Here is a 24,090-nt window from a genome sequence, read left to right as displayed (position 1 = left end):
CCGGATAGAAACGATGGCGGACCCCACTCCCATCAATCGTTTGGCCGACATCCGCCCTCGCCCCTAATCTCAAGGCAACAGAGCGCAAGGATCTTAGATTTGAGACACCAGCTGAGATCTTTGCCTATTTTTCAAAGAAAAGCTGATTAATCAGATAATTACACCAAGAGCAGTTTACAAATGCTACGCAAGTGCAAGTTAGAGACTCAACGGATTTTGCTCCTCATGTCCTGTTCAAATTAAACAAGGAAAGGAAGACTGGATTTCCGGATGCAAGCAGCAGATGGGAGCAGCCATGTCTTGTTTGATCACGATATTGCAAAAAGAACTCAACCGGCTGAAGATCGTCCAGTAAATCAGAGACAACCATCTTGCCCCGGCGCAGGTACAGCGCAGCTTGATCTCAGTCGCAGCCAGGTTCATGGACCTTAACAGGACTTCGTAAAGCGAAGCTAACCGTAAGGAGAGACTGGATTCCTATGAATGTAATGAGGCACGTAGCCTCCACTCGAACGTGAATGCCATCCGCGACGGGCCGCAGAAACGCGTAACCATCGCCGAAACTGATAACACTATTCCGGCCAATGATTTCGACAGACACCAAACATGCGCTGAACTCAATGCATAGAAATTTGCCTGCCTCCTCCGGGTTGGAATGAGGTACGAACGCTTCGGTACTGTACGTGTTTGTGATATTTTTCATCATGGAAGCCGTAAGTTCCTTACGTCGCAACGTGCAGAGTGCATTTCTCCCATTACGGTCGCGAAACTGATTGCACCGTCGTCGTTGTTCTCAGACGGGAAATCTATTATCGTTTAACTACTGCTGGTCGTCACGAAGGTGAGGTGTCACGGAGCAGACCGGTTCTCGATAACATGATGACTATAGAAATCTGTTTCCCTGATCGAGCCAGTTGGGGCTAGCCATTATCGATCAGGAGCTCTTTGACAGCGCTGCAAAAACTCTCAATCTCATTCGCCTGATGGCTGGCGGTAATGGAAACCCGTAGTCCTGCTTCGCCCCTGGCTACGGTTGGAAAGAAGATAGCTGAGGCGTAGAAATTGTTCTTCAAAAGCTCCTGGGCACACCCAATAGATGTCATTTCATCGCCGATGCGGATAATGCGGATCGGCAGCGCGGAGCCCGATTGAGCTGTGGGGATCAGTCTGTCGAAAAGTGCGATATTGTCCTGCAATGCGGCCTGTCGTTGCCCTAGCTCTGAAGACTGATGGATTTCAGCTGAAGCCAGCCCAGCACCAATAGCGGCAGTATTGAGTGACGCTGAGAATGCGTGCGCAATAGCATAACGACGAAACAAACTTTCCTGGTGGGCGGTTCCAAGCATCAGCAGCCCCCCAGATGCTCCAAATCCCTTGCCTAACGATGTGACAATTATGGTTCGACCTCCAAGGTTATCGAACTGGGATCTCGCATAACCTTGCCCTTTCCTTCCGACAATGGATACACCGTGTGCATCGTCAATGTAGAGAAACAACCCGTATTTTTCTTGCAAACGTTTCAATTCATCGATGTGCGCGCTGCCCCCCATGGAGTAAACGCCATCGCAAATGTAAGCTACGCTTCGGTTTTTTTTACAGATGTCCTCAAGCATTTCATAGTCGTTGTGAGGAATCGTTTGAACGGCGGTTTCATCGGCCACTGTTTTCTTATGGTAGGCAAGGGTCGCGTGAGCAAAGCGATCGAAAACCATCGTCGGCTTTATACCGTCTGTCAGATGACCAGAAGCAACCAGTGGGAGTGCGCTCATGTTGGCGGCCAGAACGCTCGTATAAGTAATAGAGCGGGCTTCGAAGAGCGTTGAAAGCACCTCTTCGAGTTCGACAAGCTGCGCGAAGTTCAGCCTTGTCCGCGCGCACGACCAGTGCAAACTACCGTTTTGTCGAACTGCCTCAATGGCTCCCGCGACAATACGTGGGTGGTTGTCCAACCCTAGATAGGAACACCGGACGAAATCAACGATGGTCTCGTTGCGACCACGTAGCTGGACCTGGCGTCCTTCTCTCGGGTCGGCATAAAGTGCCATAACACCTTGAAGATGGGCAGCGTCAAAATGGGAGTCTGCAATACCGATCAACTTGGCCGTGTTGCGGACACCCGTTCCAGATAGAGCTTGAGACGATTCAAACGAAGTCTTTGGCATCACATCCTCCATTGTGGTGCCAGTATGAAAACTTCCCAAATGCTTTCTCGCAACAAAGCATTTAATAAGAATTCTCAGATATATTATTCAAAAAATTTATATTCCTATCCTTTGTGAGTTTATTGTGAAAATTCGAACGCATATCCGGTCGTATAAACTGTTCGGATAAGGTTCTTTCCGGTTAATTTCCATAGCTGACGCCTCAGATTACCGACGTGGACGTCTACGGTTCGCGGTTGGACATAGTGATGCGGCGGCCAACCGATTTTGATCAGTTGCTCTCGCTTCATGACTTGGCCCGGTGCGGCAATGAACCCTCGCAAAATTCGAAACTCGGTGGGTGTCAACCGAATTTCCATTTCCCCAAATCTCAGGGTCCTTTCGCTTGTCAGGATATTCAGTTCGCCAACATGGATACTGCTATGGCGATCGGACGCTAATGTTGTGCGCTCCAAAGTTGCGGTTTGCCGGTCGTGTAAAAATGACAGCACTCGCTCGGGCACGAAAGGATGAGGGAAAAATTCGTCGAATCCAGCCTGCAAAAAATCAAGAAAATTCAGTGAATTGCAAGATTGAGCCAACGCTACGAGAATTATAGCTCTGGTGGTGGAATTTTGTTTAATTGCAACACAAAGCTCAAGAATGGGTTCTGTGTTCTCGCTTGTATCAAACAGTATCGCATATGGTATTGCTTCCGTTGCCAAGTTTGATGGAGCCTGCAGGCTCATGAGGCTCGGCTTATAGCCGGCAACACTGAGAATGTGACTAAGTATGAGGTAGTTCTGCGGGTTTTGTGTGCAGATCTTTACGCTAAGATTCACGGCCAGCATTCTCCGTCGATATCAATGTTGCGACATAAATTATCAAAATTATGAAGAATTTTAATAAGAATTCTTTTCAGGTCAATATTTATGTAAATATTTATACAATAATAGAAATTTTGTTCACTTTTTTGTTATACCAAATCGATGCATAAATATTTAACATGACGTACGGTGGATAATGACCACACCGGGATTTCACATCCTTGAACCTTCGAGCTTGTCCTTCAGGGCTGCGTTCATTCGTGCGTTGTTCCCACACCGCAGGCTGACTGCTTTCGCTTGTGCGGGTAAAATTTACAGTTCAGCGCGCTCCGAAGATATCAAGGCGCCGGCACTGAAACGGTCCGGCGTATCCTTGCGTACTATCGCGATGTTCAACCTCGAACCCACATATTCCAACTCTGCAGCAACTTCCTGGCATTCTCGTTGATCCATTTGGCATCTGGAACCACGACGATATCTCGAACTTGTGTTGCTGTTGGCATGAAGCGCTTGGTTTCCTCGGACATCATTGCAATTGCCTCGGTGCTCGGCGGCGTACAGGCCAAGACATCGCACGCTTTGGCCTGCGCGGCCGGATTATCAAGCCAAAAAGCTATAAGTTTGAGGGCATTTTCGCGATTTGGCGCTCCTCGCACGAGCGCAATGCGATCGCCAACCAAGAACGATGCTTCATAGGACCAACCAATCGGGAGGCCTTCAGTTTGCAGTGCACGTGCACGGGTAAGCCAGATTTGACCGAGCGCGTATTCGTTGTTTCGAAATCCTTGTACACTTTGATCGCCACTCTTCCACCATAACGAGACGGCGGGACGGATTTCATCCAGCTTTTTGAATGCTCGGTCGATATCGAGTGGGAAAAGTTCGTCACGTGTCACACCGTCAGCAAGCAAGGCGGCAGCCAATACGCGCCAGGGATCATCAAAATTCGGGAATGCTCGACCTCCGGGAAACTCGGCTGTATTCCACATATCAGCCCATGTCCGCGGTTCCCGCTGGTCTTCCTTTTCTTTTCGGTAGACGAGCAACGTTGCAGTTGACTGGAGCAAAGCACCGCCTGGCGCACAAGCGTTCGCCGCCAAATCGGGTCGTTTGGCGAATGCCTTACAAAACTCGCTGAGATCTTCGGTTACGTGTCGGTGAGCTTCCGATTCCGATTGGATTTCTCCATCGAGATAAAGATCCCATGAAACGTTTCCTGCTTTGACCATTGCTGAGGCTTTCGCCCGCATCTCCGAATTGGTTGCGGACACAATTTTTACGCGGATCCCCGTCTGCGCTGTAAATGGATCAAACCAGGCTTCCTTTAGTGCGCGATCATACGCCCCTCCCGTCGATGCGATCACGACCTCGCTGGCCGATGTCGTGCTAGCATACCCGCTTATCGCAAGCATTATCGTCGCGACGGCCGTGGATCGACGGGCGAATTCGGCCACTTTATGAAGTGTCATAATTATCTCCCCTTTTCTCAGTTTTGCTTGGAACGTGACAGTACGAACGACAGTGCAATAAGGCACATTGACACCAGGACAACCATGGTGGAGGCGGCTGCAATGGTAGGTGTCAGATTAAAGTCTATGTCTTCAAACATCTTTCTGCCGATCGTCTTGCCGCTGATGTCCGAAATGAAGAACGCGACAGTGGCCTCATCAAATGAGGCCAGAAAGGCGAAGACGAATCCGGCCCCGATACTTGGTGCGATTATCGGCAAAGTGATGTGGAAAAACGCTCTGCCACGCCCTGCTCCGCAGTTCAGGGCGGCAAGCTCCAATGCTGGATCAAAACGCTGCAGAGCCGCGACTACGGTAATCATCACGAATGGAACCGACAGGACCGTGTGACTAACCAGAAATCCTGAAAAGGTTCCGGTCAATTGATGCGGTGCAAAAACCAGATAGAGGGCGACACCCAGTACAATATGCGGAACGATCATCGGGCCGATCGTCAGTACCTGGAACACCCCTTTGAAGGGTAGCTCGCCTCTGACAAAGGCGAGAGCCGCCATGGTTCCCACAACGGTGGAAGTCACGGCTGTCGCCAAGGCGATTTTCAGGCTGAACCATGTTGACGCCATCCAGTCAGGATCGCCGAAATAAGCAGCGTACCATCTCAACGACAAACCTTGCGGCGGGAATTGCAGATAATCCGTCTGGCTGAACGACATTGGAACTATGATCAACGTGGGTAGAATGAGAAACAACAATACGATGCTCACGAAGAAGGCCGCGAACAGTTTCCAGGCGAGATTACCCATGCGCCCTCCCTTCAGTGACATTCTTGAAGTCCCGATCTCCGGCCTCGAACTGATTGTAGAGAACTGATTAATGGACACTTGCGAACCCCTTATTGAGTGCCAGTACTCGCCGGAAGCATGCGACAAAAATAATTGTCATGCCGAGCAACACGGTAGAAAGAGCAGCAGCAAAGGGCCAATCGAGTGTCACAGTGGTCTCCTGACCGATCAGCGTTGCCATCAACATCGAATCCGGCCCTCCAACCAGAGCGGGCGTTATGTAAAAACCGAGCGCCAAAACAAAGCACAATGTGGCGCCGGCAAATATCCCGGGAAGACACAAAGGAAACGTGACGACGAAGAAAGCCTTCCACGGACTTGCGCCAAGGTTAAGAGCAGCTCGATCGAGGTCCTTGGGTATAGCTTTGAGCGCCGCATAAATGGGCAACACAACGAAAGGCATCAGAACATGTGCCATCGCCAGCGTCACCGCTCCTTGCGTGTAAAGAAGCTTGAGGGGCTGCTCGGTCAAACCGAAAGCGCTGAGAACCCCATTCACAATCCCGTTTCGCTGCAACAGGACAATCCAGGCATAGGAGCGAACTAGAACCGAAGTCCAGAGCGGAATGAACACACAAATCGCCGCTATAATCCCGGCAAGCTTTCCCGCTCTTGCCATGACCAAAGCGACAGGAAAACCGAGCACGCAGCCAATGGCGGTTACAGCGACCGCAACGCCTACTGTGGAAACCAGGACATCGAGATAAAGACTTCCCTCTACGATGCGTCCATAGCTTATTGCGTCGTCCGAAAAACTGAGCGCGATGAGTCGACTGATCGGATACATAAAGCCAACGACCAATAGAAATAACAATGGTAACACCAGAAGCCAGGATGTTAGCGGAGGATATTGGTGTGCGGATCTTCCCCGAAGGAATGTGCCCAGACTGGAAAACGAGGAACTCATGCCGCCAACCTCGTCTCAAGGTCGAAAGTCAGGAGTGAGAGGGTATCAAAGCTTACACCGACGCGGCTATTCCTTTGAAACGCCGGTGAAGATGCCATTGCAGGTAATTGGACACGAAGGTCGATATTTGGAAAAGCGTCAAGTCGGACAAAGACGACAGTGCTCGAACCGATGAAGACGGACGCCTCGATCGTACCGGACAGTTGTCCCCTACTCTGATCGGAAGAGATACGAACATGTTCCGGCCTCATTGCCATCCTGATATCGGAACCGATAGATTTGTGTGCCAGTTGGGGATGAAGTTGTGGATCCACTTCCACAGCAACACCCTCTGAGATATCAAGAATGCACTTGCCGTTTTCATTGCCGCGATAAGTTGCCGGAATAAAATTGATAGACCCAATGAAGTCAGCAACGAAGGTGCCGTTCGGTTCATTATAGAGTTCTGACGGAGTACCAACCTGCTGGACGCAGCCATCATGCATTACCACGATGCGGTCGGACATGGTCAACGCCTCTTCCTGGTCGTGAGTGACGTAGATTACTGTTGCAGCGAGATCTTCCTGAATGCGCTTGATCTCAAACTGCATTGCCTCTCGCAATTTCTTGTCGAGGGCACCGAGCGGTTCATCCATCAAGATGACGGGAGGAGAAAAAACTAACGCACGGGCGACGGCCACACGCTGTTGTTGTCCACCGGACAACTGGTTCGGATAACGGTCCGCGAAGTCATTGAGACGGATCAGTTCAAGCATCTCATCGACGCGTGTCTGGATCTCTTTCTTCGAACCCAGCCGACGCATTTTCAGTGGAAACGCAATGTTCTGCCGAACCGTCAGATGGGGGAACAGCGCATATTTCTGGAACACCATACCGATATTACGTCGATTGGGCGGGAGCGTGGTTATATCTATGCCGCCCACCAGAATCCTGCCGTTCGTCGGTTGTTCGAAGCCGGCGATCATGGTGAGCAAGGTCGTTTTGCCGGAACCAGACGGTCCAATTATGGAAACGAATTCGCCTGCCCGGATGTCAAGCGTGGTTTCATGGACAGCCCAGGTTTCGCCAAATCTTTTCTGAACGCCAGCAAGCATTAATTTCTGACCGATCAATCTTTCCTCCTCCGTAAACCACGTTGGTATCTGTGCACGTTCATTCGGTCTCGACGCAAAAAGCATCGTTGACGTTCCTGACGCATCGGCGTGCCTATCCAACAACCGCGTGACTCCATGAGTACGCGCTGCTAAAACCTAGAATGACGCGACAAAATCTTTGCAAAAACTTTACATGGTCATTTTGTTGCATCATAAATTTGGTATGTCAACAGGGATTGCGACTTAAATGAGTACAACAAAATTGCCGGACCTCACCAATGAGGGGCAGGCACCCAGTCTTGGCGACGTGGCGTACCGCGAAATGAAAGAGCGGCTGATACGAGGTGAATACAAGCCTGGCAAGAAGCTTACAGTCCGAGCCGTAGCCGAGGATCTCGGATTCAGCTCAACTCCTGCGCGGGACGCGATCAACCGTCTCACCGGTGAAGGCGCATTGGTCTATTCGGGACCAAAAACCGTAATCGTGCCGGTTTTAAACGAAGACAGCCTGCGCGAGATCACGCTCATTCGGCTTGCCTTGGAAGGGCTGGCAGCACAGCTTGCAGTAAACTCGGTTACCGATGAAGATATTGAAAAACTTAAGGATATTCAGAGCTATATAAACGACGCGCTGGACCGGCGCGCTTACGATACGGTTTTGCGGCACAACAAGGATTTCCATTTTCATGTTTATGGAATGGCCGGAATGCCTCGGCTTTTATCCATGATCGAAGGGACCTGGCTCAGGGTTGGCCCATCTCTTTACGATCTCTATCCGGAGTTTGCCGAAGAAAAATACGGGGTACGAAACCACCAGATAGCCATTGAATCGCTGGAGGACAAGGATGGTGCATCCTTGCGCGCCGCCTTCGAGAACGATATTCGGGATGGCTATCGGCGCTTGCGGCAGGCGGCGCGAGCACGCTCCACGATAAGATAGATTTTTGTTGTATGGGCTTGACCTTTCACATTTTTGTTGCAACAAAATTGTGTAGGCAACGCAATAGCGTTAGCTGAAGTGCGTTTAAAAGGCCCAATCAATGATACCCAATCCGAAAATACACCGTGACGTTCCGGTGCAGAGAACGGAATCGTCACACCTTTATGCCCGCGGTCTGCGGGCTTTGCCGCAGGGTGTGTCACGCGTCACGATCGATATTGATCCAATACCGATTTACATTGAACGTGGCCATGGCGCCTATCTCGTTGATGTGGATGGGAACCGCCTTCTGGATCTGAACAACAACTTTACCACCCTTATTCACGGACACGGCTTCGAGCCAATTGCGGAAGTTGTTGCGCGGCTTTTGCGGAACGGGACCTGTTTTTCCAATCCGACGGAACACGAGGTCGCACTGGCTGAATTGTTGATCTCGCGTATTCCCGCAATGGAAAAGGTTCGCTTCGTCAATAGCGGGACCGAAGCGGTCATGTTTGCAATCAAGGCCGCACGAGCATTCACAGGCCGCTCTGCGATTGTTCGCTTTGAGGGAGCTTATCACGGAGGTTACGATTGGGCTGAAACGGGGCAAACCGGTACCTATCCCACCGACGAGTCGGGTCGAAGCGTTGCGCGGCCCGGATATCGTGGTGCGCCGACCAGCCTTGGCGACGATGTCATTGTCCTCCAGTTCAATGACAAGGAGGAGATCAGTTCGAAACTCGAGAGCCATGTGCATCGGATCGCCGGTATTTTGATTGATCCTATGCCAAGCCGGGCCGGGCTATTTGCGCCAGACGAGGGGTTTATTGGGGCACTGACGACTTTCGCGCAAAAGCATGGCATTCTGCTGATCGCCGATGAGGTGTTGAATATCAGGCAAGGTTATACGGGTGCTTCGGACCGCTACGGTCTTGGTCCCGATCTGATAGCAACCGGCAAGATCATCGGGGGCGGTTTTCCAATTGGAGCCATCGGCGGGCGCGCCGAAGTCATGTCGGTCTTCGAAAAACGGGACGGCAAGCTGCCTGTTCCGCAAGGTGGGACATTCTCCGCTAACCCGGTCTCCATGGCGGCAGGTCTTGCTGCCATGAATGCATTGACACCCGATGCCTTCGTACGACTCGAAGAATTGGGAGATACCTTGCGTGCGCGTCTGTCGCAAACCGCTCAGTCGCGACAGGCTCCCTATTCGATCACTGGAGCCGCGTCCCTCTTCCGCATTCATCCAAAACGTGAAGCGCCGACTGATTACCGCGCTTCGATCATGTCGGCTGATCAGGCCTTACGCATGCGAGAGCTCACACGGCATTTCGCCCGGAATGGCGTGCTGTTGCCCTTTGGAGCGGCAGCCAGCCTATCGACCCCGATGGGCGACACAGAAGTCGAGCTCATTGCCTCGCTTTTTGATAATTTCCTTGCACAAAGCCCCGTTCGGGAGGACCACCCATGAAACATGCCGCAATTACAGACAGCGTTGCTGATCGTATCGCTCAAGCACTTGTCCGCCATGGCGTCGAGGTGATCTTCGCACAAAGTCTCCCCTCCGCTGTTATTCTTGCGGCCGAAGCCTGCGGAATTCGCCAGATCGCCTATCGGCAGGAAAATATGGGCGGAGCGATGGCGGACGGTTATGCCCGTGTTTCCGGCAAGGTGGGGGTCGTCGCGGCGCAGAACGGTCCTGCGGCTACGCTGCTGGTTCCACCACTAGCCGAAGCCCTGAAAGCGAGCATCCCAGTTGTCGCGCTTGTGCAGGATGTCGAGCGGAACCAAACGGACAAGAACGCCTTTCAGGATATCGATCAAATCGCCCTCTTCCAGTCCTGCACGAAATGGGTCCGTCGACTTAATGTGGCCGAGCGCGTCGATGACTACATCGATGCAGCTTTTACCGCCGCGACAAGTGGACGAGCGGGACCGGTCGCGCTTTTGTTGCCGGCGGACCTGCTGCGCAGCCCGGCTCCGAAGATCGATAAGCCGAGAACTGCTTGTCTTGGCTACTGGCCGCTTGACAGGTTTCGTCCATCGGACGATCTCATTCAGACTGCGGCGGATACTATTGCTGACGCGCACAACCCCGTTGTGCTGGCTGGCGGTGGTATTCACGCCGGTGGCGCAGCGGCAGCATTGGCTCGCCTTCAGGAAATAGCCTCCCTTCCCGTGTTCACGACCAATATGGGCAAAGGGGCAGTTGACGAATTCCATCCTCTGTCTGCTGGCGTTCTGGGAGCGCTGACTGGCCCAAGATCGTTGGGTTTCTACAGTCGCCAACTGATGAAGGAAGCCGATCTGGTTATCCTTGCCGGAACACGCACCAATCAGAACGGAACCGACAATTGGCAGCAGTTTCCTCCTTCAGCGAAAATCATACACATTGACATTGACCCCGCTGAAATCGGGCGCAATTACGAAGCGTTGCGTTTGCATGGCGATGCGCACGAAACGCTCACGGCTTTGTGCGCAGCGTTATCGAAAAGAGACTTCCTTCGGCGCAGTATGCCGCGCCTCGCTTACGAAAAAAGAATTGCGGGTTTCTGGGCGGAATATGACGAAGCTCGCCGATCGGTTCTTGAGGATCGATCAGTCACGATGAGGCCTGAGCGCGTTATGCAGGAATTGCAGCCCTGGCTCGATCAAAACGTAACGGTCGTGGCGGATGCGAGCTATTCGTCTATGTGGGTCGTGGGTCAGCTTCGCTGTCGCAAGGTAGGCACAAGATTCATTACGCCGCGCGGGCTTGCTGGCCTTGGATGGGGCTTACCGCTTGCGATGGGGGTAAAAGTTGCCCGTCCTGACAACCCGGTGGTAGCCATCGTAGGAGACGGTGGATTTGCGCATAGTTGGGCCGAACTGGAAACGATGATACGTATGCAGTTACCTGTCACCGTTGTCCTTCTGAACAATGGCGTGTTGGGCTTCCAGAAAGATGCGGAAACCGTAAAATTCGACCGATACACAACCGCGTGCCATTTTGCTCCGGTCGATCACGCGGCGATCGCTTCAGCATGCGGATGTCGATCTGCCACTGTCGCTAATGCTGCTGACTTCTCGCAGCAGCTGCGTCTGAGCATTGAAAGTGGCAAACCATCGCTCATTGAAGTGATTACCGATCCCGACGCTCATCCTCCGCTTTCTCTTTTTGCGGCAATGGATCAGGCAGCATGACGGCTGGAGTATGCGAGCGTATAGCCGTTGTTACCGGGGGCAGCTCAGGCATTGGGCTGTCAACGGTCAGACAATTGGCCAGTGAAGGCTACAAAGTAGCGTTTTTCGGGCAGACGCGGCAACGAGTCTCGGCGGCTGGAGAGTTGCTCATTTCGCAATTCGGTAAAGATGCCATCTTGTATCGGTGTGTAGACATAAGTGAACCGACAGCAATTGTCGGCTTTTTCGATACCGTGCGAGACCATTGGGGTTCGCCAGACACTCTGATCTGTAATGCTGGCGTATCGCCTAAAGCAAAAGATGGCAAAGCTGCAGCGTTTGTCGAGACAACGATTGAGGAATGGAACGCAGTCCTTTCAACCAATTTGATCGGACCCGTCCTTTGTTGCCAATGTATTTTGCCGGATCTGATTAAACGGCGCTTCGGTAGAATCGTTTTGGTTGGTTCTATTGCTAGCAGGGCGGTACCCAGACTCGCTGGCAGCGCTTATACCGCATCAAAAGATGCACTATCGGGTTGCCTTCGTTCTCTCGTGTCCACGCTTGGCGGGACAGGAATTACGGCCAATATTGTTGCGCCGGGACATATCGTAACGGGAATGACTAGCCCAGTTGATTCCGATTCAAATCGAGATGCCCTTTCGCGTATTCCGGTCGGCCGCTTGGGAAGCCCTGACGATGTAACAGCTCTGATCGCTTTCCTCGCTTCGGAAAATGCTGGCTTCGTCAATGGTGCCACGATCGATGTAAACGGGGGAGAATACGTTTCGCCTTAATAGTGCTTCAACGGGACAATGAATGTTATGTCGAAGGTTCTGATAAAAACATCTGACGCGCAATTGTTTTTGATGCTTCGTCATCTGCTCTCGGTTGAAGGGTTCGATGCGGAACTCGCATCACAGCTCAAAGATTTGACGACTGCCAAGATAGGCGCCGAACGGGATCCGAGTGTCTTGATATGGGACGGCGAGGCTGAGCTTTCCGAGTTTCTTCACCTTGGGGAACGGCTTCCAGGTCTCGCGTTGGTTTTACTGAACAGGAGTGGTTTCGATACTGGACATCAGATCAAAGAACGTTTGGATCTGGTCCTGAACCCTCCGTTCGATCCCCTTGTTTTGCTGGGATTTCTCCAAAAATACCGAGGCAGTATCGCGGCTACGGATGCCACGAGAGTTGTTTTGACCTATTGCGACCTGCTGCTGAACCGTTCGCAGGTTCGGGTGTTTCGCAACGGGCATCGCGTCAAACTCACGCCGTTGCAGTTCCGTTTGCTTGAAGCGCTCATGCAAAAGCCTGAAATTGTTTGGAGCAGGCAGGACCTCATCGACGCAGTGTGGGGCCAGGGAGCTATCGTCGAGCCACGCACGGTCGACATTCATATCGGCCATATACGGCGTGCATTGGCGCGGCATGGTCAAAATTTGGTCAGAACTGCGCAGGGCCGCGGCTATGCTCTCGATCAGTGGGCAGACCCGTTGCAATAAGTTTCAATTCATGAGGCGCTGAAAAATCCGCGTCCAGAACTGAAAATTACGTTGATCATTTTCGAACCAGGCGTCGAGTGCAAAAAGCGCAGCAGCTGTCGGCGCTGTATCCGCATAGATTCGCCTCGTGGCATCGACGACCAGACTGTCTTCCGTGCCATGACGGATAGCGTCCTGCTGCAAAAGTTCGCGGGCAGCTTTTACATTCGAAATTTGCAACACAACTATTCCTCCTGCGTCCGGCGGAGGGGAAAATAGATTGGAGCCGGACGTTAGAGAGACCGCATGGCGGATTTTTTAACAGCAGACGCTGTATCGTCGTCCCTGGCATGTGTTGCTCAAATATGCACTGTCTTGTAACAGAATCAAATAGTTGTGGCAATAATTGGATATAGGGTTTAGATGAAATTCAAGATATTTTCAGGAACGCAACAACAAAGGGAATATGCGCTGGACATAAAGGCCGAGGCAGTTGCCATCTCGTAATTTTAAATCTGTTACGGCACCATATAGGAGTAAAACCGCACGATCTTTGCAAAGGCTTTGTTGATCGGCGTCGTTGAATTTTGCAATTTAAGCCGACACACGAAATAGTTCGTCGCCCTTTCTTTTGACCCACAGGTGCACCCGTGCTGATGAAAGACCGTATCGATCACCTGCCTCACGTAAAACAGCGTGAGTTGCAGCGCGTGCTGGAAATAATATTCGAGGAATTCGAGGATGCGCTCAAGGAGGGGGCGGCGGAATTCAAGAAGCGGGGTCGTATCGTCAAGGTAATTCTCTTTGGATCCTATGCGCGCGGCACACAGGTGGATGAGCCGCATACTGGCAAAGGTTACCGCTCTGATTTTGATCTGCTGATTATCGTCAACAACCGGAAATTGGCGGACTTTGAGTTCTGGCGCAAAACCGAAGACCGGCTTATGCGCCTGCGAGATGTGCAGACGCCGGTAAACTTCATCGTCCATTCGCTTCGCGAGGTGAACACGCGAATTAAGGAAGGACGATATTTCTTCACTGACATTCGCAAAGAAGGCATCGTCCTTTACGAACTCGACCCCGAGTCGCTCGCCCAGCCCGGGATTCTCAATCCGGAAGATGCCTATCGTATCGCGAAGGAATATTTTGACGACCGGCTACCGCATGCACGCAATTTTGTATTGACTGCGAATTTTTGCGTCGAGAAGGGAATTTTCAAAGAGGCTGCTTTCCTGCTCCATCAAGCGATAGAACAGGCTTATTCCACCTTCCTATTGGTAACGACAAACTACTCGCCGTCTTCACACAACCTAAAATTCTTGCGCCGGCTTGCAGAAGGGCAACACAATGAACTCGCCAAGGCGTGGCCGCAAGATCAACAGCGCTACAAGGCATGGTTCAATATCGTCAACGAGGCCTATGTGAAGGCGCGCTATTCTCCCCATTTCGACATTACTGAAGAAGCACTCCGCTGGCTTTTGAAACAAACGAGCCTCCTCATCGCTGAGATCGAGAAACTATGTGCCGTTCACCTGACGAAGAGGAGTGAGGCCCAATAAATGCACATCCCTCTTCGAGTTAGACAGTCATGAACCGTCAATCTACGGTTCTTCTATGGCCGACATGGGACCGTTGAACGAACGCGTTTGGCGGGAGGGTGCCAGCGGTTGGTGTAGAAGATACGAACGGGCCGTACTCCGCCATTGAACATCAGACGGGAGCCGCAGAACATGACGGGCTTCTTTGGCAAGAAGGCTGACCATGTTGAACTTCCTTTCGGTTTTCTCAAGCACCTATCGGACGACACCTCGTCCGCGATCGATGCGACGTTGCTGGTGTTCGGCAACAATCTCCTGGCTGCTTTCTGCCCGCACCGTCTTCTGTATTATCTGCAACCGCAGTCGCATCGCCGCGAAGGCTTGGTGTTGTGCCGGTGAGACACGGTTGGTTACGTCGTTTTCACCTCGCAAAATTGCACTTCGACCGAAACGCTCATCAAGAGCCCGACTGACAGCAGCAAACTCCCGGGCTATGCGTGGCTCGAGCGAATTTACTCTAACCTCGCGCTTATTACCCCACTCCCTTCGCTCGTTCTGCTTATTAACCAATTGCGAGAGCGCATCTTCGGCCGCTCGTGACAGGCCGGGAATGGCAACTGTCATGCTCCGCCGCTCTTCGATGACCGCTTGTGTCTCCGCGTCCAGGGCAGATGCCCACGACGCACCAAGTGAATGCACCCGGCTCGCCACTTCCAGCACAGCCTGAACCGCTTCTTTCCGTTCACGTCCGGTAGCAAGTAGCCTGTCCATCAAGCGATCGGAGCCACGCAATGCACCATAGGCCGATGGATCGTTGCTAAGCGCTGCAGCAATTCGCTCACCCGCAAACCCCTTCATGACAAGTTCTTCGACCTTTGTTACTGCCCCCGCAGGATCCCGCCAGATAAGTGTCGCTGTCTCGGTGAGTGCCGCGCGATGATGCCGATAAAGTGCGACATCGATCGCACGCCTTCGCGCTTCCTCGCCCACAGATGTTTTGAACTCCGTCACGGCAGCAAGCATCGGTAGCATCGGCGTGATCTCCTTATGATTTTGGATGCTCGCACCAGCAACGGTCTTTGAACGATCCTGGTTCTCGGTTAGGTACTGTTCTTCAGAAAAACGCCTGACCACGTTGAACAGACGCATGAGTTTTTCGCGGCGCTCGGGTGAGATATTCTCCGGCATGCGATCAGTCACGTGACGCTCGGCAACCGCGTCGGCCTTCTTGGTAAAGGCACTCCAGCCGAACCGAGCCGTCAAGGCATCATTAAGGCATTTTACCTCCTGAACCAGTTGGCGATCCTCCACGACGTAGCGGAAAGCGGTCTTGTAAGCATCGGTCCCACCCCGTTCACGGATAATCTCGAGTTCGACGAGACGCGCCATCGCCGGCTTCGACAGCATTGGGATCGACAGGGACATATGTGCACGCCGTTGCTGCTCACGGATACCGAAGCGTGCGGCCTGACGTCGGAATTCGGTGGCATGGGCGCGCGCCAGCGGCACGAGTTCCGACAGCGCACCCAGCGCCGCATTTTGATCATCACGCGCAGCCCGCCCATCGACAAAGCGATCCGAACCATGCAGACGGCCGAGGCGCTGCGGCCTGGTCAGGAGATTATCGGCAAGCTGGCGCGGCTCGGTTCGTGCATCGGAAGCGAGAACGTTCAGTCTGGCGAGCGCACCGTCTGCATCACGATAGATCCTTTCCAGCACCGGTCGGAGAATTTCGTTCCGCTCCTTCCAACGATCCGAGCGAAGCTGTGCACGACGGGCGTCTTCTTCGATACTGCGGGCAAAAATCGAAGTCGGCGCGATCAGATATTTTCCGGCTGTGGCAATTTCCACTGCGTAGGTTTTATTGCCTGTCTCACTATACGTCATGCCACGTTCGCGTTCGATTGCAAAGCCGAGCGCAACGCTCGCTCGTTCCCAGAGTTTTGCGACCTGCGTTCGCTTATTCACAATCCACGCTAGTCGTCCCGAAACGCTTTCCTGTATTTCAGCCGCGATCCCGGAGAGTGTATCGATGCCACGTCGCCTGGCAAAATCTTGGGCCTGTGCCCGGTAACCCTCTTCACTCTCAAAATCGAGCGTTGTCGTCTTGGCGCCTGACCGCGACAATCGTTCCACCAGTTGCGTGAATAACTCTGGCCGATGGCACTCACGATCGAGGCGTTGCTCGCGCGCATGGGCCGTTTCCTGCAATTCCGCCACCCAGACGTTTCGCTCAACCTCTCGCTCCTCGGTTCGCTTTTGACCAGTCTGCTCGTCGACGACGGTCATTTCCACCTTAACCTGTTCAACGCCATCTTTGCGCAATGTGACAGTATCGCCCTTGCCGACACCACTCTCTTCCAATGCCTTTGGAAGGCTGACGCCCCAAAGGCGGTGAACAGCACCGTCATCGGTTTTTACATCGGCATAAGGGCTTTGCTTGGCGTCTTCGTCCTCAGGCCGAAATTTAGCCTCGCCGGTCTCCACCAGTTCGCCAGTAGCGCCAGTGGCATGATCGACACGTGGCTTTCGTCCCCACTCCGGTCTAGGTTCAAAATCCTCGCGTGCTGCATAAAGATCGGCGCGATCGCGGTGACGGGTCATCGAGACATAGGTCAAATGCTGATCCATCATGCCTGTGGCAAGCACAAAGGTCCTGTCCACGGTGACCCCTTGAGATTTATGAATTGTGGCGGCGTAACCATGATCGATATTGCGATAGCTGTCCTCGCTGATCACGACCTCTCGGCCATTATCGAGACGAACTCTTAACAGCGTTCCACCCCGCTTATCGCCGGTTGATATGACCGTACCGAGCATTCCGTTCTTCACATATTGCGGACCGAAATGGCGCGCACGTTGTTCAACAAAACGGGCGTTCTCCAGGAAAATAATCCGATCGCTGACAGCAAATTCACGTGCCCCCCGCTCCGTCTGGAATTCGCACGCGCCGGTCAGTGCCCCTTCCTCCGCCATCACGTGGCGCAGAGATGCATTGAGACGCTTCACGTCCTCATTGGTATGCGCCAAGACGAGCAACTCGTCACCGCGAAGCTGCCGCGCGGTTTCCTCATTCTCGGCTTTGTGCAACAGGTCGCGCCGTGCATCGGTCCAATCCTCGACGATACGATTGATGATTTCGGTCCGTGTTTCTGCCTCGGCGAGGCGCCCCTTCTGCGCATAGGTATCGAGACCTTTTTCCACATCGCCGTGCGCGAACAGACGAGAAGCCTCACGTGCCCATCCGTCCCGCTGGCGCCGCACACCGGCAAGTTCGGCAAATCCAATACGGTCACTGATCGCCCGAAACGCGGCACCTGCCTGTATTGGCTGAAGCTGCATGGCGTCACCAACCAGAACGACCTTCGCGCCGGCATCCTCAGCCACCTTCAGCACACGTGCCATCTGTTGCGAGGAGATCATGCCAGCTTCATCGATGACAAGCACGTCGCCGCTTTCAAGCAGGTCCCGACCGCCAGCCCATGCCATTTCCAGTGATGCAAGGGTTCGGGACTTGATGCCTGAACTTTCCTCCAGCCCCTCTGCTGCCTTACCAGCAAGTGCCGCCCCGATTACGCGACAACCTCGGCTTTCCCAGGCAAGGCGTGCTGCATCAAGCAGCGTCGACTTGCCCGCACCAGCCAGACCTACAACGGCAGCAATGCCATTGTCCCCTGTGACATAACGGACCGCATCAATCTGTTCGGGATCAAGCTGGAAGGGCCTTCGTGGATCCTGTGTCTCTATTTGACGGATTGCAGCAGCGGTGGCTTTCTCCGATATAGCGAAGCCCGAACGCTTGGACAGAGCATTCGCCGACTGCGCCATGTCATATTCGATGCGAAGAATCTCACGCGTGGTGAAAACGGCAGGCTCTGCCATCTTGCCCGTTTCCGTGTCGACCCGCTGCGCCTTCAATAGTACGAGATCATCCGAGGCCATTAACTGTGACCGTATGTTGGTGAAATCGACATGGTCATCAACATAACGATGTAGCGCCCTGGCGATATCCTTCTCATCGAAAGTGGAGCGTTCGTTGGCGAGTTGCTTCAGCAAAAGTTGCGGCTCCGCCAACAGCCGGTCTGCCATTTCCTGACGACGCGCAAGGTCGCCGGGCGCAAAAAACATCTCGATCCCCTTACGCGCGAGCGCCGCCTTTTCTGGCCCGAGGTGCTTTTGCGCGATGCCGTCAAGGCCTTGCTCGGCATAGGAGCGACCGTCGAGGCGGATCTCGTGGCCAGCAAGTGCCAGATGCCGATTGGCTGTATCCGCCCAGGCAATCTTCCACGCCTTCATGGTCTCCTTGTCGCCTGCCCAAAGCCTGTAGACGATCTTGCCGATTGGCCGATCCGGCGTAACGACGCGCAGCTGCTCACCATCCTCTCCAAGAACAGGCACCTTTTTCGGCCCGAACCCTTCTGCCGTCAGGGGCCTGAGTGCCGTCATCAGATGGATATGCGGATTGCCATCCTTATCGTGATAGACCCAGTCCGCGATCATGCCTTTTGCGGTCAAATTGTCCCGGACGAATTCCCGGACCACGGCGATATTCTCGGCACGCGTCAGCTCCTCTGGCAAAGCGATGATCAATTCACGCGCAAGCTGTGCGTCTGCCCGCTTCTCAGACGCATCAACCGCGTTCCAAAATACCTCGCTCGCTTCCGCGACGGATTTCCCCTTGATAGCTGACTTCAACCATGCCGGAATCTCATTCGGAAGCGCCAGTTCCTCATGCACCAGTTCGGACGCGCCACCGCGATAGCTAAATGAAGTACCGACCTGTTCGTCCATCATACGAGCGCGATGGCGATAGGCCGCAGCCGAGACGATACTGCGTCCCGCTCCCCTTCCAATCACCTGCGCTCTGACGAACATAATCGCCACGTCTGGTTTCCTCTTCTTTCAAGCACGTCGCTCCAGCGACGTATATTGCGCCCTCAAACCGATCGGGCCGCAGGCCAGATTCCGCTTCACCAGAAGACAATCAGACTAAAAATTCCGGCATCGGCGTTTGGGGACTTGTGCAAGATAGCTTATTTTACTATCTTATTCCAGATAGTTAAAAGCGAAATCGAAACTTTGTTGCATGAAAAGGAAACGACAGATGGCCGCAAAATCGTCAATTCTGGATATCGATGCCCAGATCGAGAAGCTGCGTGAACGCAGACGTGCCGCAATCGTTAAATCAGCCGAGCGCTTCGCCAAGGCCGCCACCAAGTCGGGATTAGCGGAGTTGGAAATTGCAGACGAGGACATCGATCGCATCTTCGAAGAGATCACCGCACGATTTCAAAAAGAGAAGAAAGAGACCTCTGGCTCAACTGCTCCGGCACGTCGATCAACGGATCGTGACACTGGAACGTCGGAGGCGATTTCAAATGACGTCTGACCGCAAACAAGAAGCCCGCGAAAAATTCCTGCTTGGTGGCATCGTGGTCAAGGCAGGACTGTCGAGGGCTGACCGGGCGTTCTTGCTCGGCGGCCTGCTTGAACTGGCACGCGTGACAATGAACTCTCCCGAATATCGGCGGCTACGCGATAATGGCGAAGAGGCATTCAAGTCCCAGGTACAGAAGGTTGAGGCCGTGCGTGACCGGGAGATGCGCGAATGGCATTGAAGGGAAAACTGAGCCCGAGCCTGTTGCTCGTCCTCGTACCGGTCGTTGTCACGGCAATCACCGTCTATATTATCGGCTGGCGGTGGGCGGAATTGGCGACCGGCATGTCGGGCAAAACAGCATATTGGTTTCTGCGCGCCGCTCCGTTACCCGCACTTCTGCTCGGACCGCTCGCCGGACTGTTGACGGTCTGGTCTTTGCCCATGCATCATCGGCGACCGTTAGCCATGATGAGCCTCCTGTGCTTTCTCGGCGTCGTTGGCTTCTATGCCTTGCGAGAATACGCGCGTCTGGCTCCATCTGTTGATCGCGGTCTTGTCAGCTGGGACACCGCACTTTCCTATCTCGATATGGTTGTCGTGGTCGGTGCGTTGTGTGGCTTCACGGCAGTCGCTGCATCGGCACGCATCGCCACTGTCGTTCCCGGACAGGTCAAGCGTGCCCGACGCGCAGCCTTCGGCGACGCCGACTGGCTATCGATGTCGGCTGCGGGGACACTCTTCCCATCTGATGGCGAGATCGTTGTCGGGGAGCGTTACCGCGTAGACAAGGAAATCGTACACGAGTTGCCCTTCGATCCAGATGATCGTGCCACTTGGGGACAAGGCGGCAAAGCACCTCTCCTCACCTATCGGCAGGATTTCGATTCCACGCATATACTCTTCTTTGCCGGATCGGGAGGTTACAAAACCACCAGCAATGTCGTGCCGACGGCGTTACGCTATACCGGACCGCTGATCTGCCTCGACCCCTCAACCGAGGTTGCGCCAATGGTCGTAGAGCATCGCACAGCCAAGCTCGACCGGGAGGTCATGGTGCTCGATCCGACAAACCCACTCATCGGCTTCAACGTACTTGACGGGATCGAAACCTCAAGCAAACGAGAAGAAGACATCGTCGGCGTTGCCCACATGCTCCTGTCGGACACAGCACGCTTCGAAAGTTCGACCGGCTCCTACTTTCAAAGCCAGGCGCATAATCTCCTGACAGGACTGCTCGCACATGTGATGCTATCGTCAGAATATGAAGGTCGGCGAAATCTGCGCAGCCTGAGACAGATCGTTTCCGAACCTGAGCCATCGGTGCTCGCCATGCTGCGCGACATTCAGGAGAATTCGGGTTCGGCGTTCATCCGGGAAACCTTGGGCGTCTTTACCAACATGACCGAGCAGACATTCTCCGGCGTTTATTCGACCGCTTCGAAGGACACGCAATGGCTCTCGCTCGACAATTATGCAGCACTTGTCTGCGGTAATACCTTCAAACCGAGCGACATCGTCACTGGCAAGAACGATGTGTTTCTTAACATCCCTGCGTTAATCCTGCGCTCCTATCCGGGCATAGGTCGAGTGATCATCGGGGCGCTGATCAACGCCATGATACAGGCCGACGGCCACTTCAAACGACGGGCACTCTTCATGCTCGATGAGGTCGACCTTCTCGGCTACATGCGCGTTCTGGAAGAAGCACGCGATCGGGGTCGCAAATACGGCATATCCATGATGCTGATGTACCAATCCGTTGGACAACTGGAACGACACTTCGGAAAGGACGGAGCGATCTCATGGATCGATGGCTGCGCCTTCACGTCCTATGCGGCAATCAAAGCGCTTGATACAGCGCGCAATGTCTCGGCCCAATGTGGCGAGATGACAGTCGAGGTGAAGGGAAGTTCCCGCAACATCGGCTGGGATATGAAGAACGGCGCATCGCGCAAATCAGAAAACGTCAATTTCCAACGCCGCCCCTTGATCATGCCACACGAAATCACGCAATCGATGCGGAAAGACGAGCAGATTATAATCGTGCAAGGACACAGTCCGATCCGCTGCGGCAGGGCGATCTACTTCCGACGGAAGGATATGGATGCCGCAGCAAGCGCCAATCGGTTCGTGAAGCCACATTTTTGATCTGTGATTTGCTGTGAACACAGGCGTCTTGATTACCGTCATTCCCGCCAACGATCGGAGCGACGATAACGTTCGAACGGATCTTCGGCCCCCGGTGGCGTGATCCAGTCGACAAAAAGCGTGTAGCCGAGCGCAAAGGCGACCAAGACAAGTCCCATCAGGCCGAACGCCCAGAACGGCATGCCGTGAGCAGCATCGGGATGGGCAAAAACGACGATCGACATCGGCAGCATGACCAGTGCGGCCAATACCAACATACCGGTGAACGGCCGCAACATGCACAAGAGATAAAAGGCCAAATACCACGCGCTGTAGAATATCGAACGGGCGAAAACACCGAGAATGGCAAATGGCAGCCTCGCCACAAACAGAAGGAGGCGCCAAAAAGCGTTTCTGGACGCGTCAACTGAAGCCGGATTGGTTGAGCGAGGTTTGGCAGTTACCAACTTGATCTCCTGCTATGTGCCGCAGGCAAACGTTCACCTGACTTTGCCGGCGCGATTTACTCGCTTATATGCACGAGTCTATCTACGGCAAAAGTACATTGCAAGCGTTGGCGTTGCGTCCCTCGTGTTGTGCATGCATGGAAACAGAAGCGAGAGTTTAGCGCCGCGTCGAGGTAGCCTGAAAGCGACCCCCGGTAAAATCCGCGATTTCCGGTGGATTGACCGCGCCGCAGCAGTATCTGTCCCTATCATCGCGGCACACCGATTGTCATACTGATGAGACCTTAACCTGGGAGGTTATTTTCCATGACGACAGCAACCGCGATGGCGGACAAGATCGCCGCCGAGCAGAGCCTGACCAAGGCTCAGGCGAAGGCCATTGTGGACAGCGTGTTCCGGCAGATCGCCGAAGCGGCGAAGACCGGCGCCGAGACGAATGTGCCAGGCTCCGGCAAATTCAAGGTGAAAGAGACGCCGGCACGCGAAGGCCGCAATCCGGCGACGGGAGAAACAATCAAGATCGCGGCGTCGAAGAAGCTGACTTTTACGCCGGCGAAAGCGGTGAAGGACGCGCTCAACGGCTGAGGCCGCACAGCACGCCCGAGACGCGAAACCGCCCTCAATAGGGCGGTTCGTTCTTGAGGAAAGCCGCCTGCTCGGCCCAGAGCGCCTCGCGCTCTGCCAGCGCCTTCGCCAGTTCCTTCTCGATCCAGCGGCGCTCGTTGCGATAGACTGCGTTCCGCAGCTCGGCGCGTAGCTCCTCGATGTGCTGATCGATCGACATTGATTGTCTCCTTGATGTTTGTGAAAGACGCTGCCCGCAGTCATGGCAGGCCGGAGGGGTCAAGGAGCGCGGAACGCGATCGCCGGAGGCGGCGAGTGGGGGAGCCGATTTTGTTGGCGAGCGCGCAAGCGATCGGCGGCAAAATTGGGGGAACCGCTCGTCCTGGAGGCATTCTGGCTGGCATGGCACACTTGGACGGTCTGAGCAGACAAAGTTTGGTTGCGTTTGGCACCCGGAAGGAGTGACAGCGGGCTCGATGCCCGCTTTCACTCCCATGTTCACACGGATCAATCAGTGCAAAATGCCGGAGCCGGCCCCGATCGCTCGAAGCCGGCTGCCTGCCGCTCAGTTCGGGTTGTTCCAGAGGATCACCTTCTTTGCCGGATCCCCGCCGGGAGCTGGGGCGACGTTGCCGAAGATCACACCGATTTCGGGAGCCTCAAGCTTCACCGAGAGGTATTCCTCTCCGGTCTGGCGGGCGACGCGGTTCCATCCCGCGCCGATCTCGAAGCCGGTCAGACGATGGATGACGCGGAAATCGGGGGCTTCGTCGCTTGACTTGCTCGCGTTCGGGACGATTGCGATCGGCGCGTTGACCCGGATGGTGGCGAAAATGCCTTCGAGGCTGCCGTCGGTCTTCTGCATCAAGGTTGCGATCGTGGTGGCCATGGTAGTGTCTCCTTCGGTTGCTCGGGACCATTCCCGATGGCGCACGAAGAGACGGCCGACTTGCTGCGGTCAGCTCGGCTGAAAATTTTGCAAAATTCTATTTCCCGTCAAGGCAAGGGAACCGAAATCGAATTTTGCAAAATTTTCGGGCGGGTCTTACCCCGTCAGGGGTTGACCGCAAAAGCAGGCGGTCGTCTATACGAGCGACATACAACGGGAATGGTTCGGGGCAATCGAGGGGAGCGAAACCATCATGCCTGCCTGATCCACCATTGAG

Annotated in this window: 21 protein-coding genes; 10 read left to right on the top strand and 11 right to left on the bottom strand. The window is 53.9% G+C overall.

Features of this window, described 5'->3' with window-relative positions:
- Positions 1–920: 920 nt before the first annotated feature.
- The 6 genes from QBD01_RS08550 to QBD01_RS08525 form a co-directional block, all read right to left on the bottom strand.
- A complete protein-coding gene (locus QBD01_RS08550; RefSeq protein WP_280992440.1) occupies positions 921–2,162 on the bottom strand; it encodes an aminotransferase class I/II-fold pyridoxal phosphate-dependent enzyme in 1,242 nt (413 codons plus the stop codon).
- Between the two features lie 119 nt (positions 2,163–2,281).
- Positions 2,282–2,890 carry a response regulator transcription factor gene (locus tag QBD01_RS08545; RefSeq protein ID WP_280992439.1) on the bottom strand — a complete coding sequence of 203 codons (609 nt, stop codon included), beginning with the start codon at positions 2,888–2,890 and terminating at the stop codon, positions 2,282–2,284.
- Between the two features lie 470 nt (positions 2,891–3,360).
- The gene (locus tag QBD01_RS08540) at positions 3,361–4,380 is read right to left on the bottom strand and encodes an ABC transporter substrate-binding protein (protein WP_392391351.1); all 1,020 of its coding nucleotides are present in this window, start codon (positions 4,378–4,380) and stop codon (positions 3,361–3,363) included.
- 74 nt (positions 4,381–4,454) lie between these two features.
- Entirely contained in the window at positions 4,455–5,240 is a 786-nt protein-coding gene (locus QBD01_RS08535) for an ABC transporter permease (RefSeq protein ID WP_182522128.1), read from the bottom strand.
- A gap of 67 nt (positions 5,241–5,307) precedes the next feature.
- The gene (locus QBD01_RS08530; protein WP_280992437.1) at positions 5,308–6,186 is read right to left on the bottom strand and encodes an ABC transporter permease; all 879 of its coding nucleotides are present in this window, start codon (positions 6,184–6,186) and stop codon (positions 5,308–5,310) included.
- Entirely contained in the window at positions 6,183–7,298 is a 1,116-nt protein-coding gene (locus QBD01_RS08525; protein WP_280992436.1) for an ABC transporter ATP-binding protein, read from the bottom strand. Before QBD01_RS08525 ends, QBD01_RS08530 begins: the two co-directional genes overlap by 4 nt.
- A 229-nt stretch (positions 7,299–7,527) precedes the next feature.
- Here QBD01_RS08525 and QBD01_RS08520 point away from each other — a divergent pair, with 229 nt between their 5' ends.
- The 5 genes from QBD01_RS08520 to QBD01_RS08500 all read left to right on the top strand — a co-directional run bounded on the left by QBD01_RS08520 (position 7,528) and on the right by QBD01_RS08500 (position 12,869).
- Complete coding sequence (locus QBD01_RS08520; RefSeq protein WP_280992435.1) at positions 7,528–8,220, top strand: GntR family transcriptional regulator; 693 nt, start codon at positions 7,528–7,530, stop codon at positions 8,218–8,220.
- A 100-nt stretch (positions 8,221–8,320) separates the two neighbouring features.
- Positions 8,321–9,673 carry an aspartate aminotransferase family protein gene (locus QBD01_RS08515; protein WP_392391343.1) on the top strand — a complete coding sequence of 451 codons (1,353 nt, stop codon included), beginning with the start codon at positions 8,321–8,323 and terminating at the stop codon, positions 9,671–9,673.
- The gene (locus QBD01_RS08510) at positions 9,670–11,385 is read left to right on the top strand and encodes an acetolactate synthase catalytic subunit (RefSeq protein WP_280992434.1); all 1,716 of its coding nucleotides are present in this window, start codon (positions 9,670–9,672) and stop codon (positions 11,383–11,385) included. The genes QBD01_RS08515 and QBD01_RS08510 overlap by 4 nt, the downstream gene beginning before the upstream one ends.
- Positions 11,382–12,161 carry a 3-oxoacyl-ACP reductase FabG gene (gene fabG / locus QBD01_RS08505; RefSeq protein ID WP_280992433.1) on the top strand — a complete coding sequence of 260 codons (780 nt, stop codon included), beginning with the start codon at positions 11,382–11,384 and terminating at the stop codon, positions 12,159–12,161. The genes QBD01_RS08510 and fabG overlap by 4 nt, the downstream gene beginning before the upstream one ends.
- A 27-nt stretch (positions 12,162–12,188) precedes the next feature.
- Complete coding sequence (locus QBD01_RS08500) at positions 12,189–12,869, top strand: response regulator transcription factor (RefSeq protein ID WP_280992432.1); 681 nt, start codon at positions 12,189–12,191, stop codon at positions 12,867–12,869.
- 3 nt (positions 12,870–12,872) lie between these two features.
- Here QBD01_RS08500 and QBD01_RS08495 read toward each other — a convergent pair whose 3' ends face one another.
- The gene (locus tag QBD01_RS08495) at positions 12,873–13,091 is read right to left on the bottom strand and encodes a hypothetical protein (protein ID WP_280992431.1); all 219 of its coding nucleotides are present in this window, start codon (positions 13,089–13,091) and stop codon (positions 12,873–12,875) included.
- 413 nt (positions 13,092–13,504) lie between these two features.
- On the opposite strand from QBD01_RS08495, the gene QBD01_RS08490 reads away from it, so the two are divergent.
- Entirely contained in the window at positions 13,505–14,407 is a 903-nt protein-coding gene (locus QBD01_RS08490; RefSeq protein WP_280992430.1) for a nucleotidyltransferase and HEPN domain-containing protein, read from the top strand.
- Positions 14,408–14,641: 234 nt separating this feature from the next.
- Here the strand turns inward: QBD01_RS08490 and traA are convergent, their stop codons facing one another.
- A complete protein-coding gene (traA, locus tag QBD01_RS08485) occupies positions 14,642–19,270 on the bottom strand; it encodes a Ti-type conjugative transfer relaxase TraA (RefSeq protein ID WP_280992429.1) in 4,629 nt (1,542 codons plus the stop codon).
- 220 nt (positions 19,271–19,490) lie between these two features.
- Here traA and QBD01_RS08480 point away from each other — a divergent pair, with 220 nt between their 5' ends.
- The 3 genes from QBD01_RS08480 to traG are packed head-to-tail and all read left to right on the top strand — an operon-like array spanning position 19,491 to position 21,914.
- Entirely contained in the window at positions 19,491–19,775 is a 285-nt protein-coding gene (locus QBD01_RS08480; RefSeq protein WP_280992428.1) for a TraC family protein, read from the top strand.
- Positions 19,765–20,004: a conjugal transfer protein TraD gene (locus tag QBD01_RS08475; protein WP_280992427.1), complete on the top strand. Its 240-nt coding sequence runs from the start codon at positions 19,765–19,767 to the stop codon at positions 20,002–20,004. Before QBD01_RS08480 ends, QBD01_RS08475 begins: the two co-directional genes overlap by 11 nt.
- A complete protein-coding gene (traG, locus tag QBD01_RS08470) occupies positions 19,995–21,914 on the top strand; it encodes a Ti-type conjugative transfer system protein TraG (RefSeq protein ID WP_280992426.1) in 1,920 nt (639 codons plus the stop codon). The genes QBD01_RS08475 and traG overlap by 10 nt, the downstream gene beginning before the upstream one ends.
- Positions 21,915–21,952: 38 nt before the next feature.
- Here the strand turns inward: traG and QBD01_RS08465 are convergent, their stop codons facing one another.
- Positions 21,953–22,360, bottom strand: a complete 408-nt coding sequence (locus QBD01_RS08465; protein WP_280992425.1) for a hypothetical protein — start codon at positions 22,358–22,360, stop codon at positions 21,953–21,955.
- Positions 22,361–22,666: 306 nt separating this feature from the next.
- Here QBD01_RS08465 and QBD01_RS08460 point away from each other — a divergent pair, with 306 nt between their 5' ends.
- Entirely contained in the window at positions 22,667–22,945 is a 279-nt protein-coding gene (locus QBD01_RS08460; protein WP_280992424.1) for an HU family DNA-binding protein, read from the top strand.
- Between the two features lie 34 nt (positions 22,946–22,979).
- Here the strand turns inward: QBD01_RS08460 and QBD01_RS08455 are convergent, their stop codons facing one another.
- Both QBD01_RS08455 and QBD01_RS08450 read right to left on the bottom strand, forming a co-directional pair.
- Entirely contained in the window at positions 22,980–23,144 is a 165-nt protein-coding gene (locus QBD01_RS08455) for a hypothetical protein (protein ID WP_182522112.1), read from the bottom strand.
- Between the two features lie 345 nt (positions 23,145–23,489).
- Positions 23,490–23,813, bottom strand: a complete 324-nt coding sequence (locus tag QBD01_RS08450) for a DUF736 family protein (protein WP_280992423.1) — start codon at positions 23,811–23,813, stop codon at positions 23,490–23,492.
- Between the last annotated feature and the right edge of the window lie 277 nt (positions 23,814–24,090).

It is taken from the genome of Ochrobactrum sp. 19YEA23, assembly GCF_029909865.1.
Taxonomy (GTDB): domain Bacteria; phylum Pseudomonadota; class Alphaproteobacteria; order Rhizobiales; family Rhizobiaceae; genus Brucella; species Brucella gambitense.
Note: the sequence above shows the minus strand (reverse complement) of the source record. Positions and strands in the feature narration are given on the sequence as shown.